The sequence below is a fragment of the Kitasatospora sp. MBT63 genome (genome assembly GCF_000710465.2).
GTDB lineage: Bacteria > Actinomycetota > Actinomycetes > Streptomycetales > Streptomycetaceae > Kitasatospora.
In genome coordinates this window covers 33523-47632 of the sequence record NZ_JAIZ01000806.1, presented here as the reverse complement: position 1 = coordinate 47632, position 14110 = coordinate 33523, and the positions used below count along the sequence as shown (strand labels likewise).

Here is a 14110-nt window from a genome sequence, read left to right as displayed (position 1 = left end):
CCATGGACGCCGTGACAGTCACCGCCTGTCGGGAGAGCTGCTCCCTGACCCCTCCCGGGTCCGAAACAGTTCTACTCTGCTCGAAGTGAGAACCTGACCGGTCCGGACAACACAGTCGTCGCCGAGTCGAGGTCTGCCAAACGAGTCGCGAGCGTGGCCATGGCCAGACGTTCGGGGAGGGCCTCGTGAAACTTCAACCCGCGCATCGCCTTGACGTCGACGTCCGGAAGGCACAGCCGTGAGACCGCATCCGCCGTGCCGGCCTTCCACATCTGCGGTGTGAGGTCGGTACGCAGGCGCAGGTATTCGTCGGAGAAGCGCTGGCGCTCGTCGGTGACTCCCGCGAGGGTGGCGGTGAGGGTGGCGTTGGCCCGGTATCCGGCCCAGGTCCACCACCGGATGTCGTCGCCGGCTCGGGTGATGACGGTGCCGCCGGGGTGAACGGTGTCGACGTTCTGCTCTCGGACATGGGCGAGTTGCTGGGTGGCGCGTCGGGTGAGTTTGACCTGCGGGTCGGCTCCGAGCAGGACGTCCCGGGCGGCCTGGTTGAGGGCGTAGGAGGTACCGCTGTACCCGGTGCCGAACCAGCGCGCGCGGCCGGTGAGGTCGGAGGCTTCGACGTAGCAGCGGCGTCTGGTCCAGTCGATCCAGGTGACCTTCCAGCTCCTTCCGCCAAGGAGCAGGACCCGTGGTCCGTCGATCTTCTCGGTGAGGAGCATGGGGTCGGTGCGGCCGATCTCCTGGCGGCCGGCGAGGACGGTGAACTCGGGTGGGGCGGTGAAGACGGCGGTGATGCCCATGAAGTGGCGGCGGCCGAACTTCTCCTCGGCGGCCGGGCCGATGAACAGCAGTTCACCGTCCTGGTCGAGGAACCCGTGGTCGACGAGGTGTCGCAGGATGGGTTCCGCGCTGCGGTCGAAGGGGGGAAGGCCGCCCCAGCCCTCGTCCCACAGCCCCTGGGCGATCTTGTGTTCCTGCAGGCTCAGGGCGAGGAGCTGCTGCGCGACGATGTGCCTGGGCTCGGGCGGCGCGGTGACGGGTTCGACGTAGCCGCGGCCCCAGAGGACGAGGAGGGCTGCGGCGCCGAGGAGGGCCTCGTGGCTGCGTGCGAGGAACAGGCAGTTGCGGTTGGAACCGGGGCGACGGCCTGTACGGCCGATGCGTTGGAGGAAGGAGGCGACGGTTGTGGGGGCGTCGATCTGGATCACGCGGTCCAGGTCGCCGACGTCGATGCCGAGTTCGAGTGTGCTGGTGGAGACGATGACGCAGTCGCGGGCTTCGGCGAAGGCCGCTTCGGCTCGGCGTCGTTCGTCCAGTGAGAGGGAGGCATGGGAGAGGAAGGTGGTCACGCCTGCGGCCCGGAGTGCGGCGCCGAGCTCCTCGACGAGTTGCCGGGAGTCGCAGAAGACCAGCCGTTTCTCCCCGCGGTGCAGGGCGGCGATGACCTTGGCCGCGTTGGACGTTGATCCGACGTAGTCGAGTTCGATGTCCCCTGGCGGCGCCGCGACCTCTGCGCCGGCGCGTGGTGTGAGGTCGACGCCTGGGGCCACGACGTGGGCGGGGCGCTGTCCGCGGCCGGATCCCTGGAGCCAGTGGAGCAGCTCGTCGGGGTTGCCGACGGTGGCGGACAGGCCGATGCGCTGGATGGGCCGGCCGGCCAGGCGTTGGAGGCGTTCCAGGACGGCGAGCAGGTGCCAGCCCCGGTCGTCTCCGGCGAAGGCATGGACTTCGTCGACGACGATGGCGCGGAGGTTGGCGAAGAGGCGGTGCTGGTCGACCTTGGTGCTCACCAGCATCGCTTCGATCGACTCGGGGGTGGTGAGCAGGATGTCGGGTGGGTCGGTGAGGATGCGGCGCCGTGCGGTCTGGGGGATGTCGCCGTGCCAGAGTGCGGCGCGGCGCCCCAGCCATCCGGCGTACGTCTCCAGGCGCGGCAGGAGGTTGTTCAGCAGCGCCTTGAGTGGGCACACGTACAGCACCGATAGGCCCGTCCAGCGCCCCTGCTCCATCGCGGATAGCAGCGGGAAGGACGCGGCCTCGGTCTTCCCGCCGGCGGTGGGGGCGAGCAGGACGGCGTCGGCGCCGTCCATCAGCGGGGCGATGGACTCCTGTTGGAGGGGGCGCAGGTCGCGCCAGCCGAGGGAGTTGACGATGTGGTGGACCAGCGCGGGCTGGAGCCTGCTCATCGCGGCCGGGCCGCCAGGTCCGACCGTGCCGGCGCTGCTCACAGGTCGAGCTCGATGTCACCGGCGGAGGCAGCACTGCGTTCCGCCTCGCTCAGCTCCGTGGCGGAGAGGGTGAGTGCGTAGTGCTGTCGGGGGTCGAAGTCCTCGAAGTCGTCGACGCGGTCGAGGATGTCGGCGACGAGCTTGCGCAGGAACACGCGCGGGGCGATGCCGACCTGGCCGCCGAGGCCTCCGGTGACGGCGGTGGCGAGCTCGGCGATGTAGGCGTTGTCGACGCGCTCGCCGATCCGGTCCGGGTTGCGGGCGGCTCCGGCGTAGAGGTCTCTGACGCTGCGGCCGAGTTCACCCAGCCGCTCCAGGTCGAAGCCGGCAAGGCGCAGTTGGACCGCGCGGGGTGAGTCGAAGCGCGGGTCAGTCGTGAAGTCGGTGGCCAGGCGCTGGGCCAGCGGGGGAAGCCGTTGCGCACCCTGCTGTCCGTCGTAGAAGGCGGGCGTGCCGGTGATCACCAGGAACAGGCCGGGGAAGCGCCCGGCGTCGATCTCGTCCAGCAGCTGCCGAAGGGCATTGAGGCCCTTCTCCCGGATGTCTCCCCGCACGCGCTGGAGGGTCTCGATCTCGTCAAGAACGAGCAGCAGCCCGGGGTGGCCGCAGTCCCGCAGCACTGTCAGCAGGCCCTGGAGGAAGCCGAGGGCAGCGAAGTGGTCCAGGTCGCCGCGAACGCCCGCCGTCCGGCGGGCACCGGCGGCTACGGACTTCTGGCCGCCGAGCCAGGCGATGAGCGCTTCGGCGGTGGCGGCGTCGCCTGCGGCCTTGGCGTGGCGGTAGCCGCGCAGGGCTGCTGCGAACGCGGGGGTGGTGCGGGCGACCTCGGCGAGGCGGGATTCCATGAGTGCGTCCACGGCCTTGCCGAGGGCTTCGGTGTCGTCCTCCGACACGTCGTCGGCGTCGAGGACTTCCTCTTCCAGGGTGTAGAACCAGGAGTCGACGATGGCGCGTAGGGCGCTGGGGGCGTGGCTTGCGGTGGACAGGCGTTCGGTCAGGCGCCGGTAGACCGTCTCCAGCCGGTGTAGCGGCGTCTCGGTCTCGGAGATCTGGATCTCGGCCGTGGCGAGGCCCATGCGCTTGGCCCGCTCGGCCAGCCATCGGGCGAAGAACGTCTTGCCGGATCCGTAGTCGCCGCGGACGGCGTGGAAGGCGGCGCCGCCTCGAGTGACGACGGTCAGGTCGTCGTCGAGGGCACGCTCGAAGCGGTCAAGGCCGACGGCGAACAGGTCGAGCCCGAACTGGGGCACCGTGCCGCGGCGCAGGGCATCGACCACATCGCGGCGGCGGGCCGCGCTCACGGTAGCCGCGTGACCACCGGAGGGGGGCTGGATGGTGCTCATCAGCTGTCCACCTGGAACTGTTCAGCGGCGAGCGGCACGTTGAGCCGCAGCCTGGTTCCGTTGTCGCTGAATTCCAGCACGGGGTAGCCCTCTACGTTCATGAGTCGTTGCAGTGTGGCGGCGAAGCCGTCGGCGTTGCGTCCCGCCTTGCCCGCTGCCGCCGCGACAGCCGTCAGGGACAGAGCGCCGTCTGCCGCCACCAGCGCGTCGACGACGGCGGCCATGACCTCGGGCTCGGGCGGCTTGCGGACGTACTTCCGCTGGAAACGGAAGGTCTCGGACGCCACCAGCTTCGCCCCGAAGGAAGAGCGGTCCGCGGTGGTACCCACCGTGGTGGCTTCACCTGTCTCGTCCGCAGCCTCCTGGCCGCTCGTGTGGCCGGCCGCGCTCGACGGCTGTTCGCTCTGCTCGGCGGTACGTACCGTCTGGCCAGCGGGGCCGCCTGCGTTCCACCAGCGCGGGGTGATGTCCTCCGGTGCGAGGAGGTGCCAGTCCCTGGGCGGGTCCGTGTCCGCGGGCAACAGTGCGAGGACCGGCACGGTCATCTCGGCGAGGGAGGCGCCGCCGTGGTAGCCCGCCTTGCGGGGCGTGTAGCGGATGTCCTCGCGCCAGGGCGCGACGATGCGGCCATCGCCTTCGAGGACGCGCGGCCCGGTGAGCAGGACCTCGCCGGCGTCCGGCTCGCCGCGGCGCCAACGCGCGGCACCCGCGTTACCAGTAGCTGTCGGGGCGTCGAGTCCCTCGCCTCGTTCGAGGACATGGCCGTGGTCGGCGACGATGACGACGGGCCGGCCGTAGAGGCGGGCGGCGGCGAGGAGCTCCTCCAGGTAGGTCACATCGGACAGGCGCCAGCGGGTGCGGTCGCCCTGGGCCGCGTGATCGAGTGAGTCGTCGACCGTGTTCAGCACGACTCCGACGACCGCTTCGCCAGCCAGCTCTCGCTGCAACGGGTCGGAGAGCCGCTGCCCGGCTGCCCCTCCTATGTCCGCCTTGTGGAAGAGCACACCTGACCGGCGCTGCCGGGACCAGAACGCCTCGAAGCCGGGCTTCTCCACGGACTGGCCGCCCTGAGTGAGGCTGCCGGTGAGGAGTGAGGCCCGGCTGATGCGGGTGAGTGAGGGGATCGCGGCGACTGCGGCCGTGCGGCGGCCCCGCGTGGGGCCGGTCTCCAGCCAGCCGCGGCGGGCGAGTTCTTCGCCGAAGCCGACCGCGACCTCGCTGCTCATGCCGTCGACCAGCAGGATCAGCGGTGCCCGGCCCGACTTGCCGGCGAGCTTGACCGCGATGGTGTCGAGCACGTTCTCCACCAGGAGCGCGCCGCCGGGCGTTTGGCTGGAGGCGGTGCGCGTCCAGTCGCGCAGGTACCGGGCGAAGATCTCGTCGATCACTGCGCGCCGCCCACGGGCAGCGTGATAGATGCTGTGGTAGGCGGCAGTGACCGGTTCCTGGGCTTCGGCGTCGCCGGCCCACAGGACAGTGAGAGCAGCATCCACCCAGCCCCAGTCGGCGAGGTGCTGCTCGACGGCGCCGGCGACAGAGCTGACCGTCGGGTGAGGGCCGGCCAGCCAGCGGGCGAGACGCACTGCGGCCTCAGCCGTGCGGACACGTGCGCCCCGCAGGCCCGCGAGATGGTGGCGGCGCAGGTCCTCGAGTGCCGCCTCAACTGCGGCGAGGTCGTGTGTGCGGGTACCTGATTGGTCGAGGACGGAAGCCAGTGCGGTGAGGCGCGCCTGGAATCCGGAGGGAAGGTAGGCGTTGCCCGCGAGGGCTTCGGTCAGGCCGGCGTCCTGGGCCTGCCGGTCTGCCTGTTCGAGGACGTCCAGAGCCCGGTTGCGGGCCGCGTGCTGGTCCGGGCCGGCCTGCTCGGCCTGCAGCAGCCAGCGGATCAGCGTTCCTTCGACGGCGAGAGTGAAGGGACGCAGATCGGCGGGCTTGATCCGGATGGTGCCGAAGAGTCCGCCGAGCGCGAGGCCTGTCTCGGCCGACGTGGCGGGGCCGGCCACCGCGGAGCCGACGACGCCGAGGGCCATGGCGTCCTGGCCACGGCCTGCGGCGCAGAGGTCGAGCAGCAGCGATGCCGCGCTTCCGGCGACCTTGGTCAACCAGGCCTTGATGCCCTGCTGCTCGTCCGTGGTCAGTGCCGCGTACGCGGCGGGTCCGAGCGGGCTGCGCGACCACGCCAGCAGGGTGTCAGCGTCCAGCGGGGTCTCACGCCGTGCTTCGCCGCGGGTGCCGGCCATGTCCGGGGACGCTTGGCTGATCGACAGCCTGGCCTCGACGAGTGCGCGCATCGCCGCGTCCAGGGTGAGCACGGAGCCGAACCGCGGCCAGCCGCCGTGGGGCTCGCCTTCGAGGAGGGCGTTCACGAGCCAGGATTCCGCGCGGATGCGCGGGTCGAGGCCGGTGGCGCCGAACCGCAGCCTGACGATCTCCGCCCGGTCGACGCTGAGGACCTGGCGGCGCAGGGCGTGGCCGAGGACATCCCAGCCAAGCTGCTCGTCCTCGACCGTCGTGGCGACCACCAGCACCGCGCCCGGGACCGCGGCTTCCTCCTGGTAGCGGTGCCAGGCGTCGGAAATACCGAGGACGGAATGCTCCTCCATAACCTCGATCCGGCGCTTGTCGTCGGCCACGGAGCTGGTGAACTCAGCTGCCGCACCGGCTTCGTAGCGTCCGTGGACCAGGACGAGGCGGCGCTCCGGTTCGTTGGGGAGCTCCAGGCGCAAGAGCGCCTCGATGACCCGGCGGTTGACCAGGGGTGGCTGAGCCGACATCAGTCCGCCGTCCTTTCGCTCACGGTACCGCCCGTTCCGGGCTCGTCCGCAGGCCTCCACCCGATCTCGATCTCCGTGTCAGGGTTGGTGGCGGCAAACGCCCGGATCTCGCCGAGCAGATCCGCCAGCGCGCGTTCGAACACGGTCTCGCCGGCGCGGGCTGCCACCCTGCGCGTGGAGCGACGCGGCACACCGGTCCCAGGACCAGCCGGAGTGGTCGTGCCGGCGGGAGCGGTAGGGCTGCTCGGCTCCCCGGGGGACGTCGGCAGAGGAGGCTGGCCGTGGAACGTCAGACTGACCTGCCCGGCCTCGGTCGGCGCCTCCTGGGGAGCAGGCGAGGTCACGGGCGGCGCGGCCGGGGGTGCCGCCGGTGCGGCCACGGCGGCCAGCCGGGCGGCGTCCCTGATGAGTGCCAGCGCCTGCGGCTGGATCCCGTCCAGGACAGGCGCGAGCTGACGGGCGAACTCGTCCTCGTGAGCGGCCCGCTGGACCTCGGCAATCAGCCGCTGTGCGCGGTCGCCGATCCCGTCAGTCCGCCCGGTGTACTCGCGCACACTCTCCAGCAGGTCCCACTGCGTACGGTCGAGCGCAGAAAGGACGGTCTTCGCCGAGCCAAGGGCAGCCCCGAGCTCTTGGTCGGTGATGTCGTAGGCGACCGCGGCAAGTTCCTTCACCAGCGGAGTGTCGTCCTGATGCCGCGTCAGCCGCTGGACGAGGTCAGCAGCATGCCGGGCCGCCAGCAGACGGGGCGCACGCGGGTCGGTCAGGCCCAGCGCCTCGGCGCGCTGCGGCTTGCCGAGAGAGCTGCGCACTCCCTCGACGGACTTCTCCATTTCCTCCGCCTTCGTGCGCACCGCAGCCGCGAGCTTCGCGACGTTGCGGGCGAACAGCACAGGCGGCACGCCCGAGACGCCGAACAGGGCAGCCGCACGCTCCCGCGCGGTCGCGAACTCGGCCTCGCTGGGCTTCTCCTGGGCCCGCAAGACATGGCCGGCCCCGATCGACTGGAGGGGAGGTGCCGCCGATTCGGCCTTCCCGTTGTAGACCCAGGACCGGTCGGCCAGCAGCGCGTAGGTGGCGATCAGCAGACTGCTGACCTGCTTGTCCAAGCCAGTCCAACCCAGCTTGGCGATCCACTGGCGGATGTCCTCCACCTTGTACTCACCGGTGACCTGCTGCTGAGCCGCGTACTGGTCGATCCGCCGGCGCCACTCGGTGCTGAGAGTCAGCGGACCGTCGTGGACCTCTCCGAGCTCCAGCGGGTGCACGATCTTCTTGACGACGGCCATCTGCCCGCGGTCGAGTTCCACGCGCCCGGAGCCGTCCTCCATGGCCTTGGTGATCCAGCCGAGCACGGTTTTCAGCTCGGCCGGGGTGATCGCCTTGCGGTTGCCGGACGGGTCGAAGTTGGGGTGCTTCGGGTACAGCTCCTGGAAGACCCCGTCGGCAATGCGGAGCATGTTGCCCGCGAAACCGGCCGCGGCCTCCAGCCGGGGCCGGTGGCCAGGCAGCATCGACAGCAGGTGGCCGTCCTCCCCGACCGGGGCGCCGGCGTTGGCCTCATCCAGGCGGCTGATGCCGTACAACTGGGCCAGCGTGACAGTGATCTGGGACGTGAGATTGTCGCGCTGCGCCTGGAGCTGGTGGCGCATGCGGATGCGGTCCTCGGTGGAGTAGTTGACCGCGAGGTCATCGAGCCGTTCCCGCTCCAGCAAGTAGTTGATCTTCAGGAGGCGCCCGAGCTGGCCGGCCCGCTGACGCGAGAGGTGCGCCGGCAGCCACACCACGGTGGGCTGGCGGTGCCGTTCGTCCCGCAGCAGCTGACGAACCCGTGCAGCGTCATTGCTCGGGTACTGACCTGCGACATCGAACGGGTAGTCGACGACGAAGCGCACCCGGCCGTCCACCGAGGGGATGAAGTGGTCGTCCGGGATCTCCTGGGCGTCGCGGACGTTGCCGAAAACGAACTCGGCGGTGCGCTTGGTGCCGCGCCACACGATCTCGTGCTCGCAGACGAAGCCCTCGGTGTCCTGGATGCCCAACGCGCCCCAGAGGGCCTCCTTGATCCACACACGCCGAGCGCTCACCCGGTCGACCTCACCGACAGCATCCAGCAGCGGCTCGACGTCGAGGTCGGACAAGTGCAGCGCGAACACCGGGTCGTTGCCGCCGTCCGAACGCAGCTCCCCGCCGAACTCTCCCTGCAGCTCCTCCAAACGCGCCAACGCCACCTTGTCGTCGGTGATCGTCCGGGTGCGCTTGACGGAGCCGTGATTGAGGTCCGCCAGCCGGCGCGCGGTCAGCCGGGCCAAGGCCGGGACCTCGGGCGTTAGGTAGGCCAGCAGGAGGGTCTTGACGAGCCGGTCGGTGGCCCTGAATTCGGGGCTCTCCTCACCCTGGTAGCGCTCCAGCATCCAGAGGCGGACCTTGCCGTAGAACCGGTTGGCCTGCTCGCCCTCCTTGCGGAGCTTCTCGGTGAACGCGTCGCCCATGCCGCCGGAGAGGACGTCCCACAGGTCACCGAGCGGGATGATCTGGCCGACCTTCATGTCCCCGCGGCGCCGCCACAGCAGCTCCTGGAGCAGTTTGAGACCGGTCCGCTCACGCTGCAGCGCGCCGGACAAGGCCACGAGGACGTTCAGCAGGGCCGGCGTCAGCGGGTATACGTCGCGGAAGTCGGACCAGTCGGCCTGCGTGGCGCCCTGGGAGTCGAGCAGAGCGTCCTTGACTCGTGCGTTGGCCTGCTCGAAGTCGGCGAACGCCGCATCCAGAGCGGCCCGCGCTTCCGGGGATCGGGGCTTCAGCACGCGCTCCTTGATGATCGCCGGGAGGTTCCTGTCCTCCAGGCTGATCACGTCGAAACGCTGGGCGAGGTATCCGACCTGGGACTCCAGGTTCTTCACCTCGGCGCCGGTGACGTCCTCGCCGACGAGCTGGGAGAGGTTCCTCTGCCGCGAGACGAAGGAGATGATCGGCACCGGCCGGTCCGCCACACCCGATTCGATGATCTTGACGAGCTTGCCGACCTCGGTCTTCACGAAGTCCTGGTCGCTCATCCTGGCCTGGAGCCAGAGGACCAACTCGTCGAGGAACAGCACAATGCCGTCGTAGCCAAGTGACTTCGCGTGCCGGCTGATGACGGACAGCCCGTCCTCCAACGGGATGAAGGCGTTGGCATCACCGCTGGCACCGCGTGCGTAGGACTTCATCGGACCGCTGAGCAGCGCGGAGACCAGCGCCTCGCGGAGCGGATCACCGGCTGGTGCCGTAAACGCCCGGTCCAGGTCCTCGCTTGTCCAGCCGGCAGCGGGCGCCTCGGCTTCCTCCAGCGGCACCAGGTCGTCGTCCGCGGCACCGGGGTGGACGTTGCTGTCACCGACAGCGCGGTCCCCGAGCTTGCGGATGAACAGCTCGTCGCCCTCGATGTTGCGGTTGTAGCGGGCGTCATCCAGCATCGCATCGGCGCGGTATACCGGCGGCGTCGGCGCGTTCGGGTCTATGCGGCGGATCGCGCGGACGTATCCGCCGAGCAGTGCGGAGTCCAGGTCGGCTGCGCCGACCAGGTGGTACGGGACCATGAGGAATCGGCGGTCGCGCAGCCAGTCGTCGTGCTCGGCGATGACCTCTTGCAAACGCGGCTTGGAGCGGGCAGCCGGCTCGTTGTTGAGCACCGCGTGGAGCACCGACATGAAGTGGCTCTTACCGGAACCGAACGAGCCGTGCAGGTATGCGGCGTTGGACGAGCCGTCGCGGACGGAGCTGCGGACGAGGGTGAGTGCCTTGCCGAAGGCTTCCTTCAGCTGATCGGTGACGACGTACTCGTCGACCAGGCGCTGGGTCTCCTCGAACCCGCCGGACAGCTCGACCTTGAACTTACCGGCGAGGACCGCGTCGGGGATGTCCAGGACGTCCCGGAGGAAGAGCTCAGTGCTGGACATCGCGGGTCGCGGTTCCCTTCGTCGTGGAATTCATGTCGGTGCGATCGTGCAATGGCTGCACGTTACTTGGCCGCGCCCCTGCTGCGCTTGGGCGCGGACGGACGCCAGGAGAGCAACGCATCCGTCGTGACGCCGTGCTCACGCTGCTGGGCTTCCAGCCACTCCTGGCAGTCGGTCGCGGGAACGCCGTCCCAGTCGGGATCGAACCCACCGTGCCACTGCTTCAGCCACGGCAGCAGCTCCAACATCCCGGCAAGGAGCGGAGCCAGTTGCTCACCCTGCCAGTTGTCCCGCTCCACGCGATCGGCCGCGAGGTTAATGATGGCCTGTGCCTGGTCACGGTGGTCCCAACCAGCCAAGCCGAGAACCAGCTTGGGATCAGCCTCCGGTCCGGCATCCGGGTACGAGATGAACCGCTCCTTCGGCATGTCGAGTTTGCCCCGATTCGACCAGTACGACTGCTTCAGGAAGTCCGCACTGGAGTACTTCGGCGGCACAGCGATGTCCAGCCGCTCGCCAATCCGGTCCTCCTCGCGCTGCCGCTCCCACACCTTCTCCCACTGCTCACGCTTGCGAAGCCCAGAGTCCTTGTAGCGCAAAGCGGAGAGGTAAGGAACGTGCTCGTCGGCGACGATCTCCCGAAGCACATCAGCAAGCCGGAGATCCGGCTTACCGAGGTGATCCGCTGCATAGAGCTCAGCAACGGCGTGAACGTCGGAATCACTGGTGAGGAGGTCCGCCAACTGAGCAGGGGTAAGCGTCCTAGGCTGGCGCATGCCATCGCGGTTATGGAACCAGAGATCCTCTCGCTCACAGCGGCCCAGGAGCCATGCCTTAAGGGCCTCGGCTTCCTTCTTCTCCCAGCTCTGCGGCGACCAGCGCCGCTTGCATTCCGGCCGCTCGATGAGCGCAATATCGCGGCGCTTCTTGATGGTGTCAATTCGACGCTGAACGATCTCCCGGTACCATTCCGGCCACCGGGCAGGGATCTCCAAGCTAGGCATGGAGCCGTGCCGATCGAACCAGGCAGAATCCGCTTCACTGTCGATCCCCCTCTGAGCGAGGAAGATCTCGAAGGCGCGCTCACCCAGGGCAACGTCGGGGACATCATCAATGTTAGCGACCACGAGGGACTCGGCTTCAGCGTCCGTGAGTAGCCCGTAGGACCCGTAGACCTGCCAGTCCAGTTCCTCCTGAAGCGCGATCATGCGATGGCGAGTCGCAGTGTTCACGGCGCGAGCACTGTTGAGATCGGCACGAGTCGGTACTGCAGAGGCTGCGGCCACGGCGGCGGCCTCATGGCCTACAAGCTGCTGGGCAAGCGAGTCCAATACGCCACCCAGTTGAACCGGGAGCACCGTAGGGAGCGGCAATTCCTGGAGTTTTGCTCCAGTGAACTCATAATACTCTTCCCACTCCCATCGGCCCGTTGAGCGCTCCCCGCCCCGGTTGCCCTTTCCTTGGCAGACCTGCTTCAACCAGAAACACGTCGCCGACGAGTTCAGTAGGCCAACCAGCGCCAGGTGCTCCTCCTCCGATGCCCCATCAGGCAGCTTGATCACTGGCGCATGAGCATCGAAGACCTTGCCTCCCCGATCAAGCGCAAAATGCAAGTGAGTGGCTACATTCGAAAACACGATGGAAAGAGGGGTTGCGTACGCCGATCGAGTGTGCTGCATGTACTCCCACCACGCCCGGCCCGCGTCTTCCATTACCCCCTGAAAAGTTCTGCGTGCTGCTAGGTGTGTGCGAAGTGACCAGAGCTCATTCCGAAGATCATCATGAACTGAACCATCCTTGGCATACGGATACCAGATCAGCCCAAGGCCGGAGATGCCCCAGTCTCGAACATTTTCGCCGCGCACGATTGGCCGCAACGCTTCAAGTGGAGCCCGCGCACCCGCCATTGATCGATTTGGTCGACTAAAAGCCTCATCGGACCCAATTCGAACAGCGCGCCCGATGGGTGGATCGATCGCCTTCGTGAGAGCCTTATTCGATCGCCCAATGGTCCGCATGACATCAGTTGCGACACCGCCGCCGAGCGTCCACGGGTGTGCGGTGAAACGAATCCGCGAGACGTCTTCAGTAATCACCCAATCTGTTTCAACCGGCGGCCTTTGGGCATTCTCCACAATCGCGCGCCAAACTTTGCCTTCTGCGGCTACCAGCGGCTGCCCTGACTCCCCACGTACGCCCATCACCGATCGAACTGGCTCCGCCCAGCCCCGATCCGTGTTTCGACCAATGAGGATCACGGTCGGGGTTCCATGTCCGGGAATAAATGCCCCCGAGGTGTCAATGACATGGGTGAGCTTCACTGTGCGAAAGAAGTCCTCGATGAGCTTCTTTCCGAACTCGCGCTTCATGAATGAATTTGCGGTGATCTGACCAGTGAATCCTCGATCACCTCGCGTGGCCAACTCGAAGATTCGCTGAGCAAATGGCACCGACAATGCATAAGTTCCCGCACAAGCGTCGTAGATGCCCCGATAGTTCTCGTTCTCTTGCTTGTCCTTGACCGTGATGTAGGGCGGATTGCCGACGACGACGTGGTACGAGTGTTGCCCCAGCAGGTCGCAGCTACGGACGAACTCGTTCACATCCTCCGTCGAGTACGCGAACGCCCCCTCCGACTCCTCCTCATTCCCGTTATCGGCCAGCCCCATGGCCGAGAATAGGTCGTCTTCCGACTTCCCCTTCTGCTTGCGCCTGCCGACCCCCCGCCCGTGCAGCAGTGAGTCGCCGACCGCGACGTTGATCGGGAACTTCGGCGCCTGGTCCAGCTGCTCGACCCCGGCCTCCTTCAGCGCCGCAACCAGCAGCCGGAAGCGGGCGATGCTCACCGCGAACGGGTTCTTGTCGCATCCGTGCACTGCCTCCAGTGCGGCCCGCACGTTCGCCCAGTCGTCGACGCCCGGCCCTGCCTCTTCCCGGTACTTCGCCAGCAGCCGCTGGAACATGCCCAGCAGGAAGTGCCCGCTGCCGCACGCCGGGTCGATCGTCCGCAGCCCCCGCCGCTCAACGACACGCGACTCGCTCTCGCGGATGGTCAGCTCGGGCCAGAGCCCGAACTCCTCCACCGCCGGCTCCAACGTGAGGTCGAGGATGAACTCCTCCACGAACTCAGGCGTCTGCAGCAGCGCGTACGTCTTCCGGGCGTGCTCACTGAGGTTCTGGTACAGGTCGCCGAGGAACCGGGTATCCCAGCCCTCGCTCCCGAAGAGGTGGACAGCCTCGCCGTCCTTGTCCCTGCGCCGCCAGAACACCAGCAGCGCCCGCGCGGCCTCGTAGCTCGGTGTGAGCCCCCACAGGGGGTTGTGGTTCCGATCGAAGAGCCCGCCCGCCGTCTCGTTCGACGCCGCGAGGTGGTCGAACGCGGCGATGATCCAGTCGCGGTCGTTCTGTTCCGGGTTATCGCGGAAGTAGGCCTCGTGGCGCTCCTCCGCGATCTCCAGCCGCTCCCCAGGGCCGGCGAGCCACGGCCATTCGATCAGCCCGTTGTCCTCGCAGAAGCGGATGAACACCGTGCCGAGGACCCAGGCGACGGCGGCCTGGGTGATGCGCTCCTCGCGCCAGCTCTCGTAGGTGGCTGCCGTGCGCTCAGCTGCCCGAGCGCGTTGGTACTCGTCGTCCAGCTTCTCCGCGAACTCCGGTACGTCTTGGCTGCGCTCTCGCAGGTCGTCCTCCAGCGCTGCCACCTGCTTGCGCAGGTCCTTCAGCAGCTCGTTCTGGTCCACTCCCCGACCGGTCACAGCGCCCGTCCTTTGTCCGTCCATCCGTCGGTCCCGGCGGACCGTGCGGTTCCCCATTTTGCCAGTTCGGCG

At 68.2% G+C, this 14110-nt stretch carries 5 protein-coding genes; all 5 read right to left on the bottom strand.

The window, feature by feature from the left end; genetic code table 11:
• Window positions 1-71 precede the first annotated feature (71 nt).
• Window positions 72-2186 (bottom strand): DEAD/DEAH box helicase, encoded by a 2115-nt coding sequence (locus tag AA75_RS41945; RefSeq protein ID WP_033825871.1) that lies wholly within the window; start codon window positions 2184-2186, stop codon window positions 72-74.
• A 38-nt stretch (window positions 2187-2224) separates the two neighbouring features.
• The gene (brxD, locus tag AA75_RS41940) at window positions 2225-3571 is read right to left on the bottom strand and encodes a BREX system ATP-binding protein BrxD (protein ID WP_051740746.1); all 1347 of its coding nucleotides are present in this window, start codon (window positions 3569-3571) and stop codon (window positions 2225-2227) included.
• On the bottom strand, window positions 3571-6345 hold the full coding sequence (gene pglZ, locus AA75_RS41935) for a BREX-2 system phosphatase PglZ (RefSeq protein WP_033825779.1): 2775 nt from the start codon (window positions 6343-6345) through the stop codon (window positions 3571-3573). The genes brxD and pglZ overlap by 1 nt, the downstream gene beginning before the upstream one ends.
• A complete protein-coding gene (locus AA75_RS41930) occupies window positions 6345-10283 on the bottom strand; it encodes a DUF6079 family protein (protein WP_033825778.1) in 3939 nt (1312 codons plus the stop codon). Before AA75_RS41930 ends, pglZ begins: the two co-directional genes overlap by 1 nt.
• 62 nt (window positions 10284-10345) lie before the next feature.
• Window positions 10346-14023, bottom strand: a complete 3678-nt coding sequence (gene pglX / locus AA75_RS41925) for a BREX-2 system adenine-specific DNA-methyltransferase PglX (RefSeq protein WP_368666637.1) — start codon at window positions 14021-14023, stop codon at window positions 10346-10348.
• Window positions 14024-14110 lie beyond the last annotated feature (87 nt).